The sequence below is a fragment of the Mesorhizobium sp. Mes31 genome, assembly GCF_024519675.1.
Lineage (GTDB): Bacteria > Pseudomonadota > Alphaproteobacteria > Rhizobiales > Rhizobiaceae > Mesorhizobium.
On record NZ_JALJRL010000004.1, the window covers coordinates 417,234 to 440,523 of the forward strand.

A 23,290-nucleotide genomic window follows, 5' to 3' on the forward strand; every position below is an offset into this window, starting at 1 on the left:
CCAAGGGGATGTCGTGGCCGCGCGGCTGCCGTTCCGGCATGTCGCTTCCCTCGCCCTAGTGGTCGCCGCCTCCGCAATGGCTGGACGGCCGCCGGTCCATTATGCCGCCCGCTATCGCATCGTACGAGGACCATCATGACCGCCGCCCTGCAACCCTTGGAACCGGCATTGGCCAACGACCGTGCCCGTCGCGGCGGCCGCGCCGGAAAGCGCGCCGGCGGCTCGGCCGCGTTCGAGCAGCCGCCTTTCCGTCAGCTGAAAATTCCGCTGACGCCGACCAAGCTGGTCTCGGACGACGAGCTGGAATCGATCCACCTCGCCTCCCTGCGCGTGCTGAGGGAGATCGGCGTCGATGTTCTGCACGACGAAGCCCGCCGCATCATGAAGGCGCATGGCGCCGACGTGCGCGATGGCAGCGAGCGGGTGCGCTTCGACAGCGACATGATCCTTGAGCTGGTCTCGCACTGCCCGTCGGAATTCACTATCCATGCCCGCAACCCCGCGCACAACGTGCAGTTTGGCGGCAACAACCTGATCCTTTCGATGATGGCGTCGGCGCCCAACTGTTCCGACCTCGATCGCGGCCGCCGGCCCGGCAACCAGCAGGACTACCGCAACTTCCTCAAGCTCGCGCAGATGCACAACATCCTGAACTGCACGGGCGGCTATCCGGTCGAGCCGACCGATATCCATCCGTCCGTCCGCCACCTGGAATGCATCCGCGACCTCGCCACGCTGACCGACAAGGTGTTCCACATCTATTCGCTCGGCAAGGAGCGCAACGTCGACGGCATCGAGATCACCCGCATCGCGCGCGGCATCAGCCACGAGCAGTTGCTCGAAGAACCGTCCGTCTTCACCATCATCAACACCAATTCGCCGCTGAAGCTCGACGTGCCGATGATGGAAGGCATCATCCAGATGTCGAGCAAGGGCCAGGTCGTCATTGTCACGCCCTTCACCCTGTCGGGCGCGATGGCGCCGGTGACGATTGCCGGCGCGCTGGTGCAGCAGAATGCCGAGGCGCTGTCCGGCATTGCCTTTGCCCAGATGGTGCGCAAGGGCGCGCCGGTCGGCTATGGCGGCTTCACCTCCAATGTCGACATGAAGTCCGGTTCACCGGCCTTCGGCACGCCTGAATACATGAAGGCGCAGCTCGTCGGCGGCCAGCTTGCCCGCCGCTACAACATCCCCTACCGCACCTCCAACACCTGCGCCGCCAACACGGTCGACGCGCAGGCGGCCTACGAGAGTGTGTTCTCGCTGTGGGGCGCGATCCAGGGCGGCGGAAATTTGATGATGCACGCGGCCGGCTGGCTCGAGGGCGGCCTGCGCTGCTCCTACGAGAAGACCATCCTCGACATTGACCTGTTGCAGATGGTGGCGGAATTCCTGACCCCACTCGACCTCTCCGAAGAGGCGCTCGGTTTCGACGCCATCCAGTCCGTCGGTCCAGGCGGTCATTTCTTCGGCACCCAGCACACGCAGGACCGCTACAAGACAGCCTTCTATTCGCCGATACTTTCCGACTGGCGCAATTTCGAGACCTGGGCGGAAGCCGGTTCGCCGACGGCGCTCGAAAAGGCCAACAAGGTGTGGAAGGAGCGGCTGGCCTCCTATGACGAACCTTACATGGACCCGGCCATCCGCGAGGAACTCAACGCCTTCGTCGCCAAGCGGCGGTCCGAAGGCGGCGCGCCGACCGATTTTTGATCATCCGTGTTGCTGATGAACTGATCATTCGTATGGATTTGATGAACGGTCGACCCCCACTCCGTCGAGCTGCGCTCGACACCTCTCCCCCGATCGACGGGGGAGAGGTGGCGTCGCGAAGCGGCGACGGAGTGGGGGAAACCGCTGATCAAACGCGAAGCCGCCGAAAAACAGGCACAACCCAGCGAGCGCGTAATCTCCGGCGAGCAGGCAATCAAGCCGAAGCGCTGCTCTGGCTTGAGTTGAAAGCCCGCAAGCTTGGCGGCTATCGCTTTACGCGCCAGTTTTCTATCGGCCCTTTTTTTGCAGACTTCGCCTGCCGCGAGAAATGGCTTGTCGTTGAAGTCGACGGACACCAACACGCCGGCAGTTCATATGACCGCCGCCGCGACGATTTCATGCGCGCCCACGGCTATTCGATCCTGCGTGTCTGGAGCCATGACGTCCTGAAACATCGTACTTCCGTCTGTGAAACCATCCTTGCCGCGCTGGATGGCAGGCTCGCCGAAAACACCGCCGTATCCGACCTCCGCTTTGTCTTCACACCTCACTCACCCGATTCAATCTCTTCAAAAACGGACTTATCTTGATGAAATCTCATGTAAAAGCGGTTGTCATCGGCGGCGGCGTCGTCGGCTGCTCGGTTCTCTACCATCTCGCCAAGGCTGGCTGGACCGACATCATGCTGATCGAGCGCTCGGAGCTTACCTCGGGCTCGTCCTGGCATGCGGCCGGCGGCTTCCACACGCTGAACGGCGACCCCAACGTCGCCAAGCTGCAGGCCTATACGGTGCAGCTCTACAAGGAGATCGAGGAGATTTCCGGCCAGTCCTGTTCGCTGCACCTGACCGGCGGCGTGATGATGGCCGATACGCCCGAGCGCATGGACTTCCTGCGTCTCGCCCACGCCAAGGGCCGCTATCTTGGCATGGACACCGAACTGATCACGCCGTCCGAAGCCAAGGCGATGTTCCCGCTGATGGACGAGACCAATTTCGTCGGCGCCATGTGGGACCCGGTCGAAGGCCATCTCGATCCGTCCGGCACGACAATCGCCTATTCAAAGGCGGCGAAGAAGCTTGGCGCCGAGATCGTGCTGCGCAACCGCGTCGTCGAACTGACGCAGGAGGTCGACGGCACCTGGAATGTCGTCACCGAACAGGGCACGGTGAAAGCCGAGCATGTCGTCAACTGCGGCGGCCTGTGGGCGCGCGAAATCGGCCGCATGGTCGGCGTCGAACTGCCGGTGCTGGCCATGGAGCACATGTACCTCCTGACCGAGCCGATGCCGGAGGTCGAGGAATTCAACAAGTCGACCGGCCGCGAGATGATCGGCGTGCTCGACTTCAAAGGCGAGATCTACACCCGCCAGGAGCGCAACGGCATCCTGCTCGGCACCTATGAAAAAGCCTGCAAGCCGTGGTCGCCGGTCAACACGCCGTGGGATTTCGGCCACGAGTTGCTGCCGCCCGACCTCGATCGCATCGCGCCGTCGCTGGAGATCGGCTTCAAGCATTTCCCCGGCATCGAGAAGGCCGGCATCAAGCAGATCATCAACGGCCCCTTCACCTTCGCGCTCGACGGCAACCCGCTGGTCGGCCCGGTGCAGGGCCTGACCAACTTCTGGTGCGCCTGCGCCGTCATGGCCGGCTTCAGCCAGGGCGGTGGCGTCGGCCTGGCACTCTCGAACTGGATGGTCCATGGCGATCCCGGCTTCGACGTCTGGGGCATGGATGTCGCCCGTTTCGGCGAATGGGCCGGCCTGCGCTACACCAACGCCAAGGTGCGCGAAAACTACTCGCGCCGCTTCTCCATCCGCTTCCCCAACGAGGAACTGCCGGCGGCACGCCCGGCGCAGACGACCCCGCTCTACGACACGATGCTGGCGAACAACGCCGTCATGGGCGACAGCTGGGGTCTGGAGACCCCGCTCTGGTTCGCACCGAAAGGCAAGGAGCCGAAGGACATCGTCTCCTTCCACCGCTCCAACGACTTTCGTCCGATTGGCGAGGAAGTGTGCGCCACGCGCGAGCGCGTCGGCGTCACCGAGATCGCCAACTTCGCCAAATACGAAGTGTCAGGACCGGGGGCGGAAGAGTTCCTCAACCGGCTGATGACCAACCGCATGCCGAAGACCGGCCGCATCGTGCTGACACCGATGATCAATGAATTCGGCAAGCTGATCGGCGACTTCACCATCGCCAAGGCTGGTGAAGACCGCTTCATGATCTGGGGCTCGTCGGCCGCGCAAAAGTACCACATGCGCTGGTTCGAGAAGCATTTGCCGAAGGATGGCCCGAGGGGATCAGAGGTGCGCATCCACCGCTTCGACCAGACGCTGGTCGGGCTGTCGATCGCCGGGCCGAAATCCCGCGACTTGCTTCAGAAGCTGGTCGACGTCGACATCTCGACCAAAGCCTTCCGCTTCATGGATTTCCGCGAGATGGCGGTCGGCGGCGCGCCCTGCATGGTCAATCGCATCACCTACACCGGCGACCTCGGCTACGAGATCTGGATGGCGCCGGCCTACCAGCGTCTGGTCTACAAGGCGATCAAGGATGCCGGCGAGGAGTTCGGCCTCGTCGATTTCGGCATGCGCGCTTTGCTCTCCATGCGCCTCGAAAAGAACTTCCCGACCTGGTTCCGCGAATTGCGTCCGATCTACGGGCCTTTCGAGGGCTCGATGGACCGCTTCATCAAGCTCGAGAAGAACGACTTCATCGGCCGCGAGGCCGCCGCCAAGGAACACGCCGAAGGGCCAAAACTGCGCCGCGTCTCCTTCATCGTCGACGCTGCCGATGCCGACGTGATGGGCGACGAGCCGATCTGGGCCAAGGTCAGCAAGGATTATGGCACGGTGGAAAAGCCGCATGGCTACGGCGCGCCGCGCTTCGACGACAAGGGCAAGGAAGTGCGTGGCTCCAAAGCCGCCGAAGGCGCTTCCGCCGTGCGCGGCATCATCGACGGCGAATGGCGTGTGGTCGGCTGGGTCACGTCGGGCGGCTATGCCCACTATGTGCAGAAGTCGATGGCGCAGGGCTATGTACCGGCGGCCCTTGCCGAGGACGAAAGTGCGGGGCTGTTCGAGATCGAGATCCTCGGTCACCGGCGGCCGGCCCGCATCAACGTCGAAGCGCCGTTCGACCCAAGCGGTGAGAAAATGCGGACCTGAAATTGCGAGTGGGTCGTAAGGTCATCAGAGGGAACGAAGAACTGCGACCTATGTGGTTTCCAGTGCTCCGACCATACCGGGTCGATCGCACGTAACGAAAAGAGCGGCCCTTTACAGTCCGCTCTTTCGCAACGTCGATGCAAGCAGTGTAAATTTAAGTTTATATGCAGATAAATATAAATAAGTAAGCACTAAGGGTTCATAACTTTTCGTGCCAACAAACTGCCGCGAATACTTTCAATATTTTTGGAGATATCAATGTTTATTTTGTCATTTTTGGAAGAAAAAAGTATTGATTCGTGAACTTCAATCTCCAATTCCTCAATCTTTTCCTCAGAAGTTGGAGACGGTCCGAATTTTAGATCGACAATCCTGATTGAACTATTCATTATTTGATTTCGTAACTTCTTCAATTCAGAAACATTATTCATTACATCAACACCCAATACATGTTTTGCTTCAATAGAAGTGGTATCGAGTTCATCAAAAACATGAAAGCCGGTGTTTAAGGTGTGGTACGGGCTATATAAAGCCCAAAATAAAATCTTCTCTTCCCCGTTTATTGACTCAAAGCCAGCCACTTTAGTATCAAGTCTTAGAAAAAACTCTCGGTCGCGAGCCTCCGAGAATAACAGAGCACATCGATCACAAAGCATCCATAATTTGTCAGATACCTGACGTTCTTTACCATAATTTATCTGCTTCCACCAAGTATTAACTGCCAAGGCAGTAACTACAAATATCGCAATCGATATTAGTATTTGCACAAACAGCAAAGGAATGTACCACTTTTCAAATGGTGTCATGCTTTTTTTATTCTCTCTTCAGTAACTACGCCGTTTACTATCGTAACTCTGAACAAATCACCCTCTTTAGTAGACCCCTTCTTCTTTCCATAAAAATGCAACTTAGCATATCTACTACCGCCGGACACATAAAAGCTTCCAACAACCCAAGAGTCGCCATATGACATTCGATGACTCTTTCCTGACGCAAAAGTTAGTAGGTCGGCCTTTTCGAAGGTTTTTACGATTTTATTTCTATCCAACGATATATCAGCGTCGCTTTGAATCGCTGGAGAATCCCGCTCTGCTACGCCGGTATCCATTTCGGTTACGGCAAGAACCGCTTCATTTTTCGCCAAGTCATACATCTATTTGTCCCCAGATTTTAACCATCTTGAAGATACCAATACATTGTTAGCCGTCAATCGCTTGCCCCCGTCTACCGGTTCTTTTTGTTTGAAGTGGCTTGGCAACCACGCCAAAATCGTCAGATCGAATAGCATCAAGAATTGGGTAACATTCAATAACGGGGGATCGCGATGCGCCATCGCAAGATCATGCCGTTCGAGCCAGGCTCGATCGAGGCACTGCGTGACGCCTCCCGCCAGAAGGCGGCGTCCCTCAACCAGCATGTGCTGGGCTATGGCGCGCAGGCGGAGGCAGAATGGATGGCGGCAGGCATTGCCGCCCCTGATCTTCCGGCGATGCGCAAATACCGGCTGGGCCGCATCCGCGCCGAGCTGAAACGTCGCGGCTATGCCGGTGCCCTGCTCTACGACCCCGTCAACATCCGCTATGCGACCGACAGCACCAACATGCAGCTGTGGGTGGCGCACAATCCGACGCGGCATTGTTTCGTCGCCACCGACGGGCCGGTAGTGCTTTTCGACTATTTTTCCTGCGAGCACCTGTCCGACCATTCCGGCGTCGTCGACGAGGTGCGGCCGGCCGTCTCGTGGATGTATCTCTATGGCGGCGAGCTGACGGAGCAGAAAGTCCGCCGTTGGGCGGCCGGCATCGCCGACCTGGTGAAGGAACATGGTGGCGGCAACAGCCGCATTGCGGTTGACCACATCAACCCGGAAGGCGTCGAGGAGCTGGCCCGCCTTGGTATTTCGATCGGCAACGGCGAAGCGGTGATGGAAAATGCGCGGCTGATCAAATCGCCGGACGAAATCCTCGCCATGCGCCGCGCCATCGTCGCCTGCGAGGCGGCGATGGGCGAAATGGAGCATGCGCTGAAGCCGGGGATTTCCGAGAACGAACTGTGGGCCGAACTCCATCGCGGAAACATCGCGCGCGGCGGCGAATGGATTGAAACGCGGCTGCTGGCGTCTGGTCCGCGCACCAATCCATGGTTCCAGGAATGCTCGTCACGCATCATCGAGGCTGGCGACCTCGTCGCCTTCGACACCGACCTGATCGGCCCCTACGGCTTCTGCGCCGACCTGTCGCGCACATGGCTTTGCGGCGACGCAAAACCGACCAATGCACAACGTGACCTGTTCCGGATCGCCGCAGACCAGATCGAACACAACACGCAATTGATGCGGCCGGGCATTTCGTTCCGCGATCTGGTCGAACGCTCGGCAGTGCCGCCCGGCGATTGCTTCCCGACCCGCTATGGCGTCCTCTATCACGGCGTCGGCCTGGCCGACGAATACCCGACCTTGCCGCATGCGAGCGACTGGACCGCCGATACGCCCGATGGCGTGTTGGAGCCAGGCATGGTGCTGTGCGTGGAAAGCTATATCGGCCGGCTTGGCGGCCACGAGGGCGTCAAGATCGAAGAGCAGATCCTGATCACCGAGAGCGGCAACGAGAAGCTTTCAACCTACCCGATGGATGCGAGGCTGCTCGGCTAGTCCGGCAATGGCCTCACGGAGCGCCGTGACCGTCTTTTCCGGCGTTGTCCTCGCGGTGATGAACGGCAGGCCTTTGCGCCGTCCGGTCCAGCCGACCACTGCTACCTTCTGTGCCGCCGGCTCGAAACGTTGCGCCAGCGCCCAGCTTTCGCAATCGATCGCCGCGACATCCGCCTTGCCTTCGGCCACGGCGACAATCGAGCTTCGGTGACCGCCGCTTTCGCTGCGCGACGAAAAGATATCAAGACTTTCGCCCATCGCTTCCAGGTCGCGCGTCAGCCCGATGAGACCCGACATGGAATCGAAATTGTTGAAGGTAAAGCGCTTGCCGCGGATCAGATCGAGCGGGATGAGAGCCCTGCCGTCCGCCGGCGATCGAGCCTCCGGCCCCTCGCCTGTCCGCATCACCACCGCACTCGAATAAAGCTCGCCCTGCCCGCCTTCGTAGGCGTCGTAGCTTGGCTGGGCAACCACCTGCACATGGCTGGACAGGCCTAGCTCCATCGGTCCCCAGCAGGTCTGCGCGAACAGCAGCGCCGGGTGCAGCCACAATTTGTGGAAATCGAGTTCGTCCGGCGGCAATGTCGCGGGATCCGGCGCGATCAGTTTTCCCGTGATATCGCGAATGCCGCCCGGAACCGGTGGCAGGTCGCCATTGCGGCGCGCGATGGTTTGCGGCGCGTCGATACCTTTCTGCCGGAAGGCATCGCGCAGCAACGCCCATTGGGCGTCGACCTCGTCGCGCACTTCAGGCCAATCATACATCGGCAACGCCGCAACCAATTCGCTCATGCCGGAATCAGACCATTATGCCTTGGATTGAAGGGAACCGACCAAAGCCAGTCTAGCAGGCGGCAGCCGCTTGCCGCCAAAAAACTCATTCCTTCGGCGGCTCGGCCGGGACCGGCGCGCTGCCAAGCCCGTTGATGCTGCGGGCCCTGACGCGCGGCTTGAAGGCCCTGCCCGGCTCCGGCGCACGCCGAAGGACCGGATGCACGACCGGCTCCTTCGCCTTGAAGGCATAGGCTTTGATCAGCGCGAAATAGTTGGGATAGACATAACCATTGTTCATCCGCAGCCACTCGTCACGGCGGTCGCGAAACAGTTTTGGCAGCCGGTACCAGGCCTCTGTCGGGCTCTTGTGGTGGACGAAGTGCAGATTGTTGTTGAGGAACAGGAACGACAGCGGCGAGCGCTCTACGATCACTGTGCGGCCCGCCGGATGCTCGGACCATTGATGCTCGGCGAAAGTGCGGATCGAAATCAGCGACTGGCCGAGCCAGACCGGGACCAGGATATAGAGCCACAGCGGGATGCCGAAGCCGAACTGAACGATCGGCACCACGATGGCGAGGCCGATCGCGTGCAGCAGCCACGCCTTGCGGATCGCCTTGTCCCCGGCCATCACCTGCCTGGCGTCGTCGATGAAGAAGCCGATGCAGGACAGCCAGGGGCCGAGCACCAGACGGCCAGCCATCGTGTTGTTGATCTTGAGCAGGAATTTCATCAGCGGCGGCAGTTCCTCATGCAGCCAGAGCGCCTGGTAATAGCTTTCCGGATCGTCCAGCGGATCGGTCAGCCGCTCGTCGGCGTGGTGGCGCAGATGAATGGTCTTGAAGCGGCGGAATGGCCAGACGAGGCCGATCGGCAGGAAGACAAAGGCTTCGTTGGCCAGCGCGTTGCGCGTCGGATGGCCATGCAGCACTTCGTGCATGAGCGAGGATTGCAGTGCGGCGGTAAAGGCCAGGATGGCGAGCGCCAGGATCGGATACGAAGGCCAAAGCAGGAAGCCGGTGGCAAGCCATGTTCCGTAGCAGAAGAATGCGAGAACCACGGTCGGCCACTCGATGGCCGGTACACTGCGTTGCCTGATGCCCTTGCTCGTCATGCTATCGACCACCGCCCCTCAGTCGCCGGAATCCCTGTTGATTCCTGACAGCATTGTGTCAGGAGTGTTGGGTTGCAGCAACGCGACAACGCGCACAAACTGTTGCGATTGCGCATTTTCAGCCGCACATGTTATACATTGTAAACATACTTAGGGATTCATTTACGCCTGAGGCAGCTCCGGAGAGGCTTCGGCGCAAATTTTTCCTCTATCAGACTGGAGCACCGAGATGGACAAGCGCGACCTGTCGACCATCTTCCGCGAACGCCTGAAAATGCTCTTGACACGGTCCGACCTCAACCAGTCGGCCTTCGCAACCGCGGTCGGCATCGACCGCTCGGCGCTCTCGCAGCTGCTGTCGGGCGCCTCGACCCGCCTGCCCCGCGCCGAGACGCTGCTCAACATAGCCGCCGAGTTCAAGGTGTCGCTCGACTGGCTTCTCGGCCTCAGCCAGGACGAGGGCCTCACCGGCGAAATCCGAGAAAGCCTGGAGATCGAGGAGGCGCCCGACGGCTTCGACCGCACGCTGCTGGCCAAATGGCACGCCGAGGCGGCCGGCACCAAGATCCGTTACGTGCCGGCCGGCATTCCGGATCTTCTGCGTACCGAGGCACTGGTCGACTACGAGGCGGGCATCACCAACAAGAGCCGCCTGGCGCAGGCCGGCGAAACGCAATACCGCATCGACTATAACCGGCGGCCGGAAACCGACATGGAAGTCTGCATGCCGCGCCACACGCTGGAGATCTTCGCACGCGGGCTGGGTGTGTGGGACCGTTTTCCGGAAGCCGACCGCCGCGCCCAGCTTCTGCACATGGCCACGCTGCTCGACGACCTCTACCCGACCTTCCGCCTGTTCCTCTATGACGGACGCATGCGCTATTCGATCCCCTACACCATCTTCGGGCCCTATCGCGCCGCCATCTACGTCGGCGACATGTATCTGGTGCTCAACGCCACCCAGCCGATCCAGACGCTGATCCGCCACTTCGACAATCTGATCCGCGCCGCCGACATCAATGCGCATGAAGCAGCCGGCTTCGCGCAGAGGCTGGCCGGCATGTCGTTCCCGTCGGGCACTGTCTGAGCTCTGCGCAAGGGCGTCCGCATCGGCAACGCCGCCGCCGCTATTTCATTGACTACACATAAAGACTTCTTTATATCCTTATCCGACTTTGAAACATGAAAGCCAATCCGATGACGACGACCAACCCGATCGATGCGCTGCTGGCTGAAAAGGGCGTGCTGCTGGCCGATGGCGCCACCGGCACCAACCTGTTCGCCATGGGGCTGGAGGCCGGCGAGGCGCCCGAACTGCTGAACGAGACGGCGCCCGACACCATCACCAGCCTGCATCAGAATTTCGTCGATGCCGGCGCCGACATCATCCTCACCAATTCCTTCGGCGGCACCCGTCACCGGCTGAAGCTGCATCATGCGCAGGATCGCGTGCACGCGCTCAACAAGCGCGCTGCCGAAATCGCCCGCGCCGTTGCCGACAAGGCCGGCCGCAAGGTGATCGTCGCCGGCTCGGTCGGTCCGACCGGCGAGTTGCTGGTGCCTCTCGGCACCATGACCTATGACGAGGCGGTCGACGCCTTCGCCGAGCAGATCGAAGGTCTCAAGGCCGGCGGCGCCGAAGTCGCCTGGATCGAGACCATGTCGGCTCCCGACGAGATCCGTGCCGCCGCCGAAGCCGCCATACGGGTCGGCCTGCCCTACACCTACACCGGGTCCTTCGACACCGCCGGCCGCACCATGATGGGGCTGCTGCCGAAGGACATCCACGGAGTCGTTGATGGCCTTTCCGAAGCACCGCTTGGCGTCGGCGCCAATTGCGGTGTCGGCGCGTCCGACATCCTCGCTTCGCTGCTCGACATGACCGAGGCGAAGCCGCAGGCAACCCTGATCGTCAAGGGCAATTGCGGCATCCCCGAATTTCGTGGCACCGAGATCCATTATTCCGGCACGCCGGAACTGATGGCCGACTATGTTCGCCTTGCCGTCGATGCCGGCGCGAAAATCGTCGGCGGCTGCTGCGGCACCACGTTCCAGCACCTTGCCGCCATGCGCAAGGCGCTCGACGCGCACACCAAGGCGGATCGCCCGACTGTTGCCGCGATCGTCGAGCGCATCGGTCCGATGCGCAACAAGGTGGCGACGGAAAACACCGCCGAGACCAGCGAAGCCCGTCGCGAGCGTCGCCGCGGCCGGGCCTGACGCGATTCGTCTTTTCGATTATTCGCTGTTGTCGGCGTAGCTCGACTGCGCCGACTTGAAGTCGGTGCCCGCACCCACCGCATCGCTGCGCATCGTCATCAGCGCGCCAGAAGCGCTCGGGTCGGTGATCTGCTCCAGCATGACGCGAAAGCGGTCGTTGTTCAGCGCCGACATGGCGGTGTTGCGGGCAGCGGCGACATCGTCGCTGATACGCCTGGTTTCCTCGGACGGCGCGGACGAGGCAGCCGGTATGCCCCTTGCCGTCTGCGTCGGGCTCGCAACATTCCTGATCAGCAATTCCGGCCCCCTCAAGCCCAAACCATGAGCCATTGCATAGCAAGCAGGAATTGCGATCCAGTTCCGGAAAAACCATGCAATTTAACGATCCTGCCCATAGCCCCGAACCCGCGGGGCCGCGTCAGCGAACGTCGGTATCTACTCGGGCGTTTGGACCACCCTGGCTGCGATCGTCGAACGAACCCAGCCAATCCCGCCGCCAGCACCGGCGTGGATGCGGCTAGATCAACGGTGGAAAAAGCTTCCGCAAGAACCCGTGGAACCAGGCAGCTTGCGCGGCGTCGTGCAGGCTCATGAGCCGATCCTGTTCCTCGCGCGTCTGCGCACCCGGCTTGCCATAGTTCGCGCCCGGACGATTTTGCACGCGCCCAAAACCGGTCGGCGTGACCTCCGCATGGAATTGCAGTCCGTAGATCTTGTCGCCGATGCGGAAAGCCTGATTGGGAAACAGGGCGCTCGAGGCGAGGTGCTCGGCGCCTTCCGGCAGTTCAAAGCCATGCCAATGGGATTGTGTCACATGGATCGGCGCAGGCAGGAAATCTTCGGCGCCCGCGGCCGGATAGAGTGGATAATAGCCGAATTCATGCATGCCGGTCGCTGGCGGACCGACATGCGCACCGCGATGCCACGCAATCTGCTGCGCACCCTGGCAGATACCGAGCAACGGAATATCGGAATTCATGCAGAAGTCGATAAACCGGTACTCGTCCAGCAAGAATGGATGCAACGCTGTATCGTAGACGTTGTACATGCCGCCATAGACCACGCCGCCCGCGACAGCGTCGTCCGCATCCAGCGCCTCTCCGGCATAGGCCCGACGCAAGACCGGCTCGTAGCCGTTTTGCCGGAGATAGCCGAACACACGGTCGTCCGCCGGCTCGTCGCTGTGCCGCACCAGAACAACACGTTTCGTCATGGCTCTGCCTTTCATCTCGCTGATGAATGAGTGACTGCAGGCCGCGTTGCAACGAAAAAAAGGCCGGCAAGGGAATGAATCCCTCGCCGGCCTGCCTCACCCGCCCGTGGTCGGTTTCCCCTATCAGAACGATCCCATCTGAAAGAAACCGGCCGTCATCACCACTACCGGTTACCGCCCAGCGCCGAGGCAAGGCGCACAAGCGAGAGGAACTCGGACCTGTACCCAAACGGGTCGGCTCCTCGAGCGGCAGTGGCGATCTCCATGATCTTGTCGTAACCGAACTTCGCGGTCGCATCCTCGTCGCGCAGCTTCTGGCCGAAGGCCGCGACAGCAACCGAGAACCGCTGGTCGGTGCTGGCCTGGTCGAAGGATGCCACCTCGTTGGCTGACGTCACCGGCGTGGTGATCAGCTTCGAGACGTCCTCGTTCGGCAGCTTGTAGCGGATCTTGACGAAGGCATATTCGTCCGCATTGGCGACGCCGCCATTGTTCACCGCCGCCTGGCCATAGCGCAGCGGATCGATCTGCTCGCCGCCGCTGCCCTTGGGCGTGATCTCGTAGATCGCGGTGACCGAGTGGCCGGAACCGATCTCGCCGGCATCGACGCGGTCATTGTTGAAATCCTCGCGGTTCAACGCCCGTGTCTCGTAGCCGATCAGGCGATATTCCGAGACCTTGTTCGGATTGAACTCGACCTGGATCTTCACGTCCTTGGCGATGGTGAACAGCGTCGAGGAGGCATCCTCGACCAGCACCTTTTCCGCCTCGGCCAGCGTGTCGATATAGGCCGCGGTGCCATTGCCGTTCTGGGCGATGGTTTGCATCATCTGGTCGTTCAGATTGCCGCGGCCGAAGCCGAACACCGACAGGAAGACGCCGGTCTTGCGCTTGCTCTCGATCAGCCGCTTCAGGTCGTCATCATCGGTCTGTCCGACATTGAAGTCGCCATCGGTGGCCAGCATCACCCGGTTGACGCCGTCCTTGACGAAGGACTGCTGGGCAAGCTTGTAGGCTTCCTTGATGCCGGCCTCGCCGGCGGTCGAGCCACCAGGCTGCAAATTGTCGATGGCGTTGAGGATCTTGTCCTTCTCGGCAACCTTGGTCGGCATCAGCACCGTGCCGGCCTCACCTGCATAGGTGACGATCGAGATGGTGTCGTCGGCCTTTAGCTTGCTGACCAGCAGCCGGAAAGCCGACTTGAGCAGCGGCAGCTTGTCGGGTTCATCCATCGAGCCCGAGACGTCGATCAGGAAGACCAGATTGGCCTTGGGCTGCTCGGCCGGCTTGACGTCAAAACCTTTGATGGCGACGTGCATCAGCTTGGTGTGCGTGTTCCATGGCGTCGGCATGACGCTGACTGTCGAGTTGAACGGCGTCGAAGCAGAATCCGGCCCCTTCCAGTCATAGGGGAAGTAGTTGATCATCTCCTCGACGCGGACCGTGTCGGCCTGCGGCACGAACCCCTCCTTCAGCGAACGGCGCACGAAGGAATAGGAGGCGGTGTCGACATCGATCGAGAAGGTCGAGACCGGATCCTCGAGCGCGGCATGCACCGGATTGGTCTTGAAATCCTGGACGCGGTCGCGGTTTTCCTCTTGGCGGACAACCTGATCGGCGGGCGCCATGGCCGGCTGCTGCGGCGCCATCAGCTTGGACTCGGCAGCCGGCATGCGGGCGACCCGCGACGTGCTGGGCGCGTTTGCAGTGCCATCCAATGCGAATTCACCGGTCGGTGCCGGTGGTGCGGGCTCGGCCAGCACACCGCGTCCCACCGCATTCTGGTGTGCCGTGCCACCAGCAACGGTCGATTCGGATTTCGGCGGCGAAGCTGGCGCAAGCAGCGCGTCAGCAGCGTCGCGGCTTTCCGCATCCGTGTCGGCCTTCTTGTCCTTCGCCAGTTCGGTGGGAGCCGGCTTCGGTTCGGCGGTTGTCGGCTTGATGGTCGCGGGCTTGTCGGCCAGCGTCTCGGTGATCTTCTCGTCGCCGCCGAATTTGGGCGGCTGTTCCCTCAGCAGATGGAAGGTGGCGTATCCGGCGATCGGCAGGGCGACGAGCCCGGCAATGGCCGGCGTGGCGAAAAGTTTCTTTTGCATGATCTCGCTCCAGAGCTTTTGTGCTCGCTCTGTGAGACGAAGACCGCCAACCGATCCTTGGGTGACACTAGAAATATTTTCCTGGTCGTAGGCACGCATGGCGGCCTCGAAGGCCCGCGCCTTGGCATCCTGGGCAGGTGCCGGCGCCGCAATATTGCGCAGCTTGCTGAGTTCGTTGTCGTCGACCATGGTCACACTTCCCCGGCCGAGCGCATCAGCGTCTTCAGCCGTTTCTTCGCTTCATGGATGTGCCAGGAAACCGTCGTCTCCGAGATCGCCATCGCCTCGGCGGCGGCCGCGTGGCTCAGACCCTCGCCATAGACAAGCAGCACCGCATCGCGCTGCTTGTCCGGCAGTTGCCGCACCGCCGCCCACAGTGCCTCGGCCGGATCTTCCGGTTCGGCCGAGGCTTCGCCCGAGATCAGCGCGTGAACGCCGTAGGCCTCGGTCTTGGCCATGTCGCGGGCGGACTTGCGCATCATGTCGCGCGCGGCGTTCAAGGTCACGGAGTAAAGCCATGTCGTGAAAGCGCCGCCGCCACGATAGTCGCGGATCGCCCGGCCGAGCCGGACGCAGACTTCCTGGGCGATGTCTTCGGCATCCGCCTTCTTGCCGCACCAGCGATAGGCGGCGCGATAGACGAAGTCGTAGTGACGCTCCAGCAATTTGCCGAAGGCCCCCCTGTCTCCGCCCTTCGCCCGCCCGATCAGTTCGGCGTCGGAGGCTTCGCTCTCATCCAGCATCATCGCCATCATTTGCCTGTTGGACGAAGGCTAATGGTGATTCCTTGGGGCGATGGAAAGATTTTTTTGGAAACAGCCGGGATCCTGACCATCGACGCCCTGGAACACCTTCCCGCTTGACTCACGCATATCTCGGCGGTTATACGTCAACCAATAGCCAACGGGTTATCGATCCAAAATGCCGGAAGCTCACGACACGCTCTTCAGAACGCTCGCCGATCCCACGCGCCGGGCGATCTTCGAGCGCCTGTGCCGGGAGGGCGAGCAGACAGTCGGAGCCCTGACTGCGCAGTCCGGGGTCTCGCAGCCGGCGGTGTCAAAGCATCTCGGCCTTCTCAGGCAAGCCGGCCTGGTGCGCGACCGCCATGAGGGACGACAGACCCATTACAGCGCCCAACTCGCGGCGCTGGCGCCGCTGACCGACTGGACGAACCAGATGAACGCGTTCTGGCAGAGCCGGTTCGACGACCTCGAAAATTTGCTCAAAAGAATGGACCAATGACCAACACTGCGACCGAAACGCGCTCCGTCGTCGTCGAACGTGAGATACCCTATCCGCCGGAAAAGATCTGGCGCGCGCTCACCCAACCGCACCTGATCGAGGAGTGGCTCATGAAGAACAACTTCAAGCCAGTCGTGGACCACCGTTTCAATCTTAGCGCGGACTGGGGCGGCGTCGACTGTCAGGTCCAGACGGTCGAGCCCAACAAGACGCTGTCCTATACCTGGGACACCAAGGATCTCGAGAGCGTGGTCACCTGGACGCTCACGGCTACGAGCACGGGGACCCACCTGCGCATGGAGCAGACCGGCTTCCGGTCGGACCAGCAGCCATACTACCGTGGCGCCATGGTCGGATGGCCGAAATTCCTCGCGGCTCTGGAAGAGGTCCTGGCGCGGATAGATTGAAACCCGCCGGCAAGCGGATCGCTGGTCCGCTTCGGCTCGTTTTGGGGAGGTCTCATTGGACTGGAACTACTGGGTTCGGCAAATTCATCGCTGGCTGTCGATCATCTTTACACTGACCGTCATCGCCAACTTCGTCGCCATGGCATTGGGGCAGCCTCCCGCCTGGGTGGCCTACTCGCCGCTCTTGCCGCTCTTCTTACTGCTGTTCAGCGGCTTGTACATGTTCGTGCTGCCGTATGTCGCCAAGGGACGCGGCGCGCAGCGTGCAAGCGGATAGGAATGGGCGGAATGGCCAGGACGCAAGGGCAATCGACCACGGTCGCGGCCAAGGCCGCACCGGTCCTGCTCTCAGGCGGCAACCCGCAAATCGCCAAGGGCGACGGCAACGCCCCGGTGCAGGCGTATATCGCCGCAATGCCGGGCTGGAAGCGCGGCCTGGGCGAGCGCCTCGACGCGCTCATCGAGCGGGACGTCCCTGACGTATGCAAGGCGGTAAGATGGAACTCACCGTTCTACGGCATCGAGGGCCAGGGCTGGTTCGTGACGTTTCATGTCTTTGCCCACTATGTGAAGGTGACCTTCTTCAGCGGCATGTCGCTGCGGCCGATACCGCCCGGCGGCACGGTAAAAAGCAAGGACGCGCGCTGGATCGATATCCGCGAAAGCGGCGAGTTCGACGAGGCGCAAATGGCGGTCTGGGTCAAGCAGGCGGCCGCCCTGCCCGGCTGGATCCCGTAGCGACGGCAGGAACAGGCCTATCCAGCGCCAAGCGCATCGCGGCCTGAGGCGGATGTTGGCTTGGACCGATTGAAAGCCCGACGACACGGTTCAAAGCCCACCCCTCCAGACAGGGCGGCGGCGAACGCGACAAAGGAGGAATATCGATGAAGATCAAGCTGACCACCATCCATGTGGACAACCAGGAAAACGCACTGCGCATCTACACCGACGTGCTGGGTTTTGCCAAAAAGGCTGATTTCAGCAACGGGCCTTATCGCTGGCTGACCGTGACCTCCCCCGATGATCCCGACGGAACCGAGCTGCAGCTCGCGCCCAATGACAACCCTGCCGCCAAGGCCTACCAGCAGGCCATCTTCCAGCAGGGCCAGCCGGCGGTCATGTTCTTCACCGACGACATCAAAGGCGACTACGAGCGCATCAAGGCGAACGGCGCCACCTTCACCATGCCGCCGACCGAGGTGACCGGCTCGACAATCGCCCAGTTGAACGACACCTGCGGCAACCTCGTTCAAATCACCCAGTTGGCGCGCTGGTGACGGGCGGCAATTGAAACGCGGCGAGAGAGAGGAATTCGAGGTGCCCAATGACTCCATCGGAACAGATCGACCAGTTGATTGCAGGCCTTCCGGACTGGCGCGGCAAGACACTCGCCAGCGTCCGCAAGACCTTCCTTGAAGCCGACCCGGAGATGATCGAGGAGTGGAAATGGATGGGCAGCCCGGTATGGTCCCGCGACGGGATCGTCGCGATCGGCAACGCCCACAAGGACAAGGTGAAGCTCACCTTCTCCCACGGCGCCAGCCTGCCCGATCCCGACAAGCTGTTCAACAACGGCTTTGGCGGCAATGTGTGGCGAGCGATCGATCTCTTCGAGGGTGACAAGATCGATGAGAGTGCCCTGAAGGAGCTCGTCCGCGCCGCCATCGAATACAACAAGGCCAAAACGAAGAAGAAAGCGCCCGCGTCTGCTCGGGCGAAGGCATAGAAGTAACGAGATCAAGCGCGCGACGACGGAGCCAAGGCGACGGCCAACCCGGCCAAGGTGGGCGCTTTTGATCTTACGCCGCCTGCCCCGCCACCCAGCCCGACGACCACGCCCACTGGAAATTGTAGCCCCCCAGCCAACCCGTGACATCGACGGCTTCACCGATGAAGAACAGGCCCGGCACGGATTTCGCCTGCATTGTCTTCTGGTCAAGCCCGTTGGTGTCCACCCCGCCAAGCGTCACTTCGGCGGTACGGTAGCCCTCCGAACCGGCCGGCTTGATGCGCCAGTCATTGACTGCTGCTGCGATGGTTCTGATCTGGGCGTCCGAAAGATCGGCGAGATTACCGTCGATTCCGGTGCGCTCGGCGATTGATTGTGCAAGCCGTTTCGGCAGGTGATTTGCCAGCACCGTCTGCACCGCTTGCCGCCCATTGCCGTGCTTGGCGGTGCGAATGAGGTCCGCCACATCCACCCCCGGCAGCATGGCGATATGGATTTCGTCGCCCTCGCGCCAGTAAGACGAGATTTGCAGGATGGATGGTCCGCTGACGCCGCGATGCGTGAACAGCATCGCTTCGGAAAACCGCGCCTTGCCGCAAGCGACTTCCGCGTCGACGGCATTGCCGGCCAATGGCGCCAGCCGTTCGAGCGTTTTTGCGTCGAAGGTCAGCGGCACCAGCGCCGGCCGCGTTTCGACTATGGCAAGGCCAAACCGTTCGGCAAGCTCATAGCCAAAGCCCGTCGCCCCCATCTTGGGGATCGACTTGCCGCCGCACGCCACGACCAGGGACTGACAAGCGACCGTGCCGGTGGAAAGAGTGAGCACGAACCCTTCCAGGGTTTTGCGGACATCCTTCACCTCGGTTGACAGTGCCAGTTCCACGCCCCTGCCCTGCATTTCCGAGACCAGCATGTCGATGATCTGGCGCGCGGAGCCGTCGCAGAACAGTTGCCCCAGCGTCTTCTCGTGATACGCGATGCGGTGGCGTTCGACGAGCGCGATGAAGTCGCGCTGCGTATAGCGGCTGAGCGCCGAAATGCAGAAATGCGGATTCGCCGACAGAAAATTCTTGGGGCTGGCGTGGATGTTGGTGAAGTTGCACCGGCCACCGCCGGAGATCCGGATCTTTTCGCCAGGCATTGCGGCGTGATCGAGGATCAGCACCGAACGGCCGCGCTTGGCCGCCTCCGCGGCGCACATCATTCCGGCGGCACCGGCGCCGATGATCACGACATCATAGGATTGCATAAGACCAATCGTTCCCGCTCGACCCAGTCATTTTGGGGCGCGCCACTTGTGCTGCCTGATACCGCGAACAGGCCGGACAGCCAACAGACAAGAACAGCCGAACGAAGGGCTCTAGCTCAGCGTCTCGGCGAAGAGCGTCGTCAACCGCTTCCAGTGGCGCTCGGCGCCGGCCGCATCGAAGACGCTGTGGTCCGGCACGCACCAGCCATGCGCCATACCGACATAGTTCTCGATTGTGTGGTCGACTTCCGCAACCCGCAGCGCCTCGCCCAGTCGCGCCGACTGTTCCGGCGGGAAACTCCTGTCGACACCCGCCATGCCGACATAGAGACGCGCCTTGATCGACGCTGCCTTGCGATGCGGGCTGTCGGCGGCGTCGCTGGCCAGATTGCCGCCATGGAAGCTCGCCGCCGCCCTGATCCTCTCGGGATAGCTGGCGGCGGCGTTCAGTGACCGTGCGCCGCCCATGCAATAGCCGACGGTACCGATCGGCCCGGTGACACCTTCGCCGGCGAGCGCATCGAGGAACGCGGCGCTGTCGCGGATGGTCATGTCCTGCGTGGTGCCGCTGACCAGTGCCATCAGTGCTACCTTCGTCTTCTCCTCGACGAAGGCAGTCTTGGCGTCAAACGGCCCGTAGGGCGCATTGCGGTAGAACAGGTCCGGCACCAGCACCGCATAGCCCTCGTTCGCCAGCCGCTCGGCCATGCCATGGAGCGCCGGCCGCGGACCGAAGGCGTCCATGTAGAGGATGACGCCGGCCTTGGCCGGGGACACGACCGACGGGTGGAACAGCCTGGCCCTGGCCGTGCCGTCATTGGTCTTGATCTGGAGGTCTTGTTTCGTCATCGCCCGCTCCGTTCACCGGTTGGGCGATAGATATTCGCGCGAGCCGCCAGGGCAAGGCATTCCCTGAACCTGGCAGTCAACATTCCGTGCAAGGTCGCGTGACGAGTTACAGACCGGCGAATGCCGCCATGTGGAAGGCCTGGACCTCGGGGGGATAGCGATAGTCCGCACCGTAAGGGCAGGCATTGCGATCGAGGCAGCCGCCGGTTCGGCACGGCGCCCCGTCCGCGCCACGCACATGTGCCAGACAGGCCTGATGCGCAAAGCCGTCGGCCGAATAGGCATCGACCGGACAGGATTTCAGGCAAGGCTTGTCGGCACATGCGTCGCAAAGGTGAATCGCTTCGCGAGCCTCTTGAAGCGCGATCGCTTCCTCGAACAGCAGCGCACCGCGATAGGCGTGCCAGAGCCCATATTGCGGATGCATGAGGATACCGAGTGGCGACGGCTTCAGCCCCTCCGCCCGCATCGCCCATTGCTGGAACGGCAGATAAGGCTTGTCGGAGGGCGAAACGGCACGCGCCCCGAATGCGTCCGCAACCGCACCGATGACCTGCCGCGACCAACTGTCCAGCGGATTCTCGATCACCTGTGGCTGCTGCTCGCGCCAGCGCAGGAAATGCGGCCAGGGTGCCGCACCCGCCTGCCCAACCAGCAGCACGGACCTGGCTGGCCCGCCTGAGGGGCCATGAGGTGCCCCCTCGCTGTCCGCGAAAGTAAAGCCGCCGCGCAGGATGAGCCCGTTGGCGCAAAGCGCAGCCGCCAGATCTTCAACCCGGCCGCGCACAGCAATCATTCCTTCTTGACCGGATCGGAGAAGGCGCTCCGCCAGACTTCCTTGTGGATGATGTTGGCGACTTTAGCCCCGCCTGACTCGGGCTCCTTTCAGGTGAAGGCGTCGGGCATCGACCCCTTCTTCTTGGCGATGAAGTCCTTCAACGCTTCGTCGATGGCCGGATCGAGATAGGGCGCCTCGTAGCTTTCCAGCCAGCGGCGTGCGAGCTCGTTGGCGCGCTGCGGCGCGGTCTTCTCACCCTCGGCCAGCCACTGCTCGTAGGAATTGTTGTCGGCGATGTTGGAACGGTAGAAGGCGGTCTGGAAATTCGCCTGGGTGTGGTCGCAGCCGAGATAGTGGCTGCCCGGGCCGACCTGGCGGATGGCGTCCATCGCCTGGCCGTTTTCCGACAGGTCGATGCCTTCGGAGAACTTCTGCGTCATGCCGAGCTGGTCGATGTCCATCATGAACTTTTCGTAGCAGGACGCCAGCCCACCCTCGAGCCAGCCGGCCGAGTGGAGAACGAAATTGGTGCCGGCCAGGATGGTCGAGTTCAGCGTGTTGGCGCTCTCGTAAGCGGCCTGCGCATCCGGGATCTTCGAGGCGCACAGCGAACCGCCGGTGCGGAACGGCAGGCCGAGGCGACGCGCAAGCTGTGCCGCGCCGTAGGACACCAGCGACGGCTCCGGCGTGCCGAAGGTCGGCGCACCGGACTGCATCGAGATGGAGGAAGCAAAGGTGCCGAACAGCACCGGTGCACCCGGGCGGATCAGCTGCGTGAACGACGCACCGGCCAGCACCTCTGCCAGGACCTGCGTCAGCGTGCCGGCAACCGTCACCGGGCTCATCGCGCCGGCAAGGATGAACGGCGTGACGATGCAGGCCTGGTTATGGCGCGCATAGACCTTCAGCGCGCCGAGCATGGTCTCGTCGAATACCATCGGCGAGTTGGCGTTGATCAGGCTGGTCAGCACGGTGTTGTTCTCGACGAAATCGTCGCCGAACACGATCTTGGCCATCGCCACCGTGTCTTCGGCCCGTTCAGGCGCGGTCACCGAGCCCATGAACGGCTTGTCCGAATACTTTATGTGCGAATAGATCATGTCGAGATGGCGCTTGTTGACCGGCACGTCGACCGGTTCGCACACCGTGCCACCGGAATGGTGGATCGACGGCGCCATGTAGGCGAGCTTTACGAAATTCTGGAAATCCTCGATCGTCGCGTAGCGCCTGACGCCATCGAGGTCGCGCACGAAGGGCGGGCCGTAGACCGGTGCGAAGACAGTGGCGTTGCCGCCAATCTGCACCGAGCGTTCGGAATTGCGGGCATGCTGGGTGTAGATGGACGGCGCGGTCTTGAGCAGCGAGCGGCAGAGGCCTTTGGGGAAATGCACGCGCTCGCCCTTGACGTCGGCGCCGGCTTCTTTCCACAGCTGCAGCGCCTCCGCATCGTCGCGGAAGATGATGCCGATCTCTTCCAGGACCGTGTCGGTGTTCTTCTCGATCAGCGCCAGGCCTTCCTCGTCGAGCACCTCGTAGACGTTGATCTTGCGCTTGATGTAGGTGAGCTGGGTGCCCGGACCGCCGCCCGAACGCGCCGCACGCCGGGCGGCAGCCCCACCGCTCGCACCGCGTCCGCGCCGCGCGTTTGACGCCTCTTGGTCGACTGCCGCGTGCTCGCTCATGATCGCTCTTCCCTGAATATCGCCTGGCCCGAATATGGACAGGTCCGGAACCGTTGCGGCCGCATATCGCCGCTGCTTGCCGGATCGTAGCCATGCACCCTATTCGAAACGGCCCGTCAGCGCCAACGCCTGTCGCAAAATCGACAAGAAATCCAATAGATTTGCGGTCGCTTTCCTTTTGCGGGAAGTCGCAAATCAGCTATGGATGCATGCCCTTAGCGGGTTAGGTATGAACGCGAATATTTTGTGCTTTGCGACATGGTCGCGATGCCGGCAGGAGCTCGATACAGATGTCCGACGACGAGATCATCCTTTCCGAACTTTCCGACGACGAGTTGGTGCAACAGATGCACGACGATCTTTATGACGGGCTGAAGGAAGAGATCGAGGAAGGCACGC

24 protein-coding genes and 1 pseudogene are annotated in these 23,290 nt (G+C 61.8%); 13 read left to right on the top strand and 12 right to left on the bottom strand.

The genetic code is table 11. The features are described 5' to 3' along the window. The first annotated feature begins 135 nt into the window (after window positions 1-135). The 3 genes from NR193_RS09845 to NR193_RS09855 are packed head-to-tail and all read left to right on the top strand — an operon-like array spanning window position 136 to window position 4,885. A complete protein-coding gene (locus tag NR193_RS09845) occupies window positions 136-1,713 on the top strand; it encodes a trimethylamine methyltransferase family protein (RefSeq protein ID WP_091575443.1) in 1,578 nt (525 codons plus the stop codon). Next, the gene (locus tag NR193_RS09850) at window positions 1,710-2,303 is read left to right on the top strand and encodes an endonuclease domain-containing protein (protein WP_306280007.1); all 594 of its coding nucleotides are present in this window, start codon (window positions 1,710-1,712) and stop codon (window positions 2,301-2,303) included. The genes NR193_RS09845 and NR193_RS09850 overlap by 4 nt, the downstream gene beginning before the upstream one ends. Further along, window positions 2,303-4,885: an FAD-dependent oxidoreductase gene (locus tag NR193_RS09855; RefSeq protein WP_256750665.1), complete on the top strand. Its 2,583-nt coding sequence runs from the start codon at window positions 2,303-2,305 to the stop codon at window positions 4,883-4,885. The genes NR193_RS09850 and NR193_RS09855 overlap by 1 nt, the downstream gene beginning before the upstream one ends. 191 nt (window positions 4,886-5,076) lie before the next feature. On the opposite strand, the gene NR193_RS09860 is transcribed toward NR193_RS09855, so the two are convergent. Beyond that, window positions 5,077-5,691 carry a hypothetical protein gene (locus NR193_RS09860; RefSeq protein WP_256750666.1) on the bottom strand — a complete coding sequence of 205 codons (615 nt, stop codon included), beginning with the start codon at window positions 5,689-5,691 and terminating at the stop codon, window positions 5,077-5,079. Beyond that, a complete protein-coding gene (locus tag NR193_RS09865) occupies window positions 5,688-6,038 on the bottom strand; it encodes a hypothetical protein (protein WP_256750667.1) in 351 nt (116 codons plus the stop codon). The genes NR193_RS09860 and NR193_RS09865 overlap by 4 nt, the downstream gene beginning before the upstream one ends. Window positions 6,039-6,209: 171 nt before the next feature. Here NR193_RS09865 and NR193_RS09870 point away from each other — a divergent pair, with 171 nt between their 5' ends. Next, complete coding sequence (locus NR193_RS09870; RefSeq protein ID WP_256750668.1) at window positions 6,210-7,535, top strand: Xaa-Pro peptidase family protein; 1,326 nt, start codon at window positions 6,210-6,212, stop codon at window positions 7,533-7,535. Here the strand turns inward: NR193_RS09870 and NR193_RS09875 are convergent. Continuing rightward, window positions 7,500-8,327 (bottom strand): phosphate/phosphite/phosphonate ABC transporter substrate-binding protein, encoded by an 828-nt coding sequence (locus NR193_RS09875; protein WP_256750669.1) that lies wholly within the window; start codon window positions 8,325-8,327, stop codon window positions 7,500-7,502. The two genes, NR193_RS09870 and NR193_RS09875, sit on opposite strands and share 36 nt — an antisense overlap. Before the next feature lie 85 nt (window positions 8,328-8,412). Beyond that, window positions 8,413-9,423, bottom strand: a complete 1,011-nt coding sequence (locus tag NR193_RS09880; RefSeq protein ID WP_256750670.1) for a fatty acid desaturase — start codon at window positions 9,421-9,423, stop codon at window positions 8,413-8,415. A gap of 229 nt (window positions 9,424-9,652) precedes the next feature. Between NR193_RS09880 and NR193_RS09885 the strand changes: the two genes are divergently transcribed. Together NR193_RS09885 and bmt are read left to right on the top strand one after the other, a co-directional pair. Then, entirely contained in the window at window positions 9,653-10,510 is an 858-nt protein-coding gene (locus NR193_RS09885) for a helix-turn-helix domain-containing protein (RefSeq protein ID WP_091575450.1), read from the top strand. A gap of 110 nt (window positions 10,511-10,620) precedes the next feature. Continuing rightward, complete coding sequence (gene bmt / locus NR193_RS09890; RefSeq protein ID WP_256750697.1) at window positions 10,621-11,643, top strand: betaine--homocysteine S-methyltransferase; 1,023 nt, start codon at window positions 10,621-10,623, stop codon at window positions 11,641-11,643. An 18-nt stretch (window positions 11,644-11,661) separates the two neighbouring features. On the opposite strand, the gene NR193_RS09895 is transcribed toward bmt, so the two are convergent. From NR193_RS09895 to NR193_RS09910, 4 genes are all read right to left on the bottom strand, one after another. Beyond that, entirely contained in the window at window positions 11,662-11,940 is a 279-nt protein-coding gene (locus NR193_RS09895; protein WP_256750671.1) for a hypothetical protein, read from the bottom strand. A gap of 220 nt (window positions 11,941-12,160) precedes the next feature. Next, window positions 12,161-12,871 carry a glutamine amidotransferase gene (locus NR193_RS09900; protein ID WP_256750672.1) on the bottom strand — a complete coding sequence of 237 codons (711 nt, stop codon included), beginning with the start codon at window positions 12,869-12,871 and terminating at the stop codon, window positions 12,161-12,163. A gap of 149 nt (window positions 12,872-13,020) precedes the next feature. Continuing rightward, window positions 13,021-15,141: a VWA domain-containing protein gene (locus NR193_RS09905; protein ID WP_256750673.1), complete on the bottom strand. Its 2,121-nt coding sequence runs from the start codon at window positions 15,139-15,141 to the stop codon at window positions 13,021-13,023. Between the two features lie 2 nt (window positions 15,142-15,143). Then, the gene (locus NR193_RS09910) at window positions 15,144-15,704 is read right to left on the bottom strand and encodes an RNA polymerase sigma factor (RefSeq protein WP_256750674.1); all 561 of its coding nucleotides are present in this window, start codon (window positions 15,702-15,704) and stop codon (window positions 15,144-15,146) included. A 169-nt stretch (window positions 15,705-15,873) separates the two neighbouring features. Between NR193_RS09910 and NR193_RS09915 the strand changes: the two genes are divergently transcribed. The 6 genes from NR193_RS09915 to NR193_RS09940 all read left to right on the top strand — a co-directional run bounded on the left by NR193_RS09915 (window position 15,874) and on the right by NR193_RS09940 (window position 18,330). After that, on the top strand, window positions 15,874-16,197 hold the full coding sequence (locus tag NR193_RS09915; protein WP_256750675.1) for a helix-turn-helix transcriptional regulator: 324 nt from the start codon (window positions 15,874-15,876) through the stop codon (window positions 16,195-16,197). Beyond that, window positions 16,194-16,604: an SRPBCC domain-containing protein gene (locus NR193_RS09920; protein WP_256750676.1), complete on the top strand. Its 411-nt coding sequence runs from the start codon at window positions 16,194-16,196 to the stop codon at window positions 16,602-16,604. Before NR193_RS09915 ends, NR193_RS09920 begins: the two co-directional genes overlap by 4 nt. A gap of 55 nt (window positions 16,605-16,659) precedes the next feature. After that, window positions 16,660-16,881, top strand: a complete 222-nt coding sequence (locus NR193_RS09925) for a hypothetical protein (RefSeq protein WP_256750677.1) — start codon at window positions 16,660-16,662, stop codon at window positions 16,879-16,881. 11 nt (window positions 16,882-16,892) lie between these two features. After that, window positions 16,893-17,342 carry a DUF1801 domain-containing protein gene (locus NR193_RS09930; RefSeq protein WP_256750678.1) on the top strand — a complete coding sequence of 150 codons (450 nt, stop codon included), beginning with the start codon at window positions 16,893-16,895 and terminating at the stop codon, window positions 17,340-17,342. Window positions 17,343-17,488: 146 nt separating this feature from the next. After that, window positions 17,489-17,881 (top strand): VOC family protein, encoded by a 393-nt coding sequence (locus NR193_RS09935; protein ID WP_256750679.1) that lies wholly within the window; start codon window positions 17,489-17,491, stop codon window positions 17,879-17,881. Window positions 17,882-17,928: 47 nt separating this feature from the next. Beyond that, window positions 17,929-18,330: a DUF1801 domain-containing protein gene (locus tag NR193_RS09940; RefSeq protein WP_256750680.1), complete on the top strand. Its 402-nt coding sequence runs from the start codon at window positions 17,929-17,931 to the stop codon at window positions 18,328-18,330. Between the two features lie 73 nt (window positions 18,331-18,403). Here the strand turns inward: NR193_RS09940 and NR193_RS09945 are convergent, their stop codons facing one another. The 4 genes from NR193_RS09945 to NR193_RS09960 form a co-directional block, all read right to left on the bottom strand. Continuing rightward, complete coding sequence (locus tag NR193_RS09945) at window positions 18,404-19,582, bottom strand: NAD(P)/FAD-dependent oxidoreductase (protein ID WP_256750681.1); 1,179 nt, start codon at window positions 19,580-19,582, stop codon at window positions 18,404-18,406. A gap of 111 nt (window positions 19,583-19,693) precedes the next feature. Beyond that, window positions 19,694-20,431, bottom strand: coding sequence for a dienelactone hydrolase family protein (locus NR193_RS09950; RefSeq protein WP_256750682.1), 738 nt, complete (start codon window positions 20,429-20,431; stop codon window positions 19,694-19,696). A 106-nt stretch (window positions 20,432-20,537) separates the two neighbouring features. Beyond that, window positions 20,538-21,218 carry a hypothetical protein gene (locus tag NR193_RS09955; RefSeq protein ID WP_256750683.1) on the bottom strand — a complete coding sequence of 227 codons (681 nt, stop codon included), beginning with the start codon at window positions 21,216-21,218 and terminating at the stop codon, window positions 20,538-20,540. 98 nt (window positions 21,219-21,316) lie between these two features. After that, entirely contained in the window at window positions 21,317-22,891 is a 1,575-nt protein-coding gene (locus NR193_RS09960) for a trimethylamine methyltransferase family protein (RefSeq protein WP_256750684.1), read from the bottom strand. A 290-nt stretch (window positions 22,892-23,181) separates the two neighbouring features. Here NR193_RS09960 and NR193_RS09965 point away from each other — a divergent pair. Beyond that, window positions 23,182-23,290, top strand: a pseudogene (locus NR193_RS09965) (cobalamin-binding protein); the annotation flags it as partial.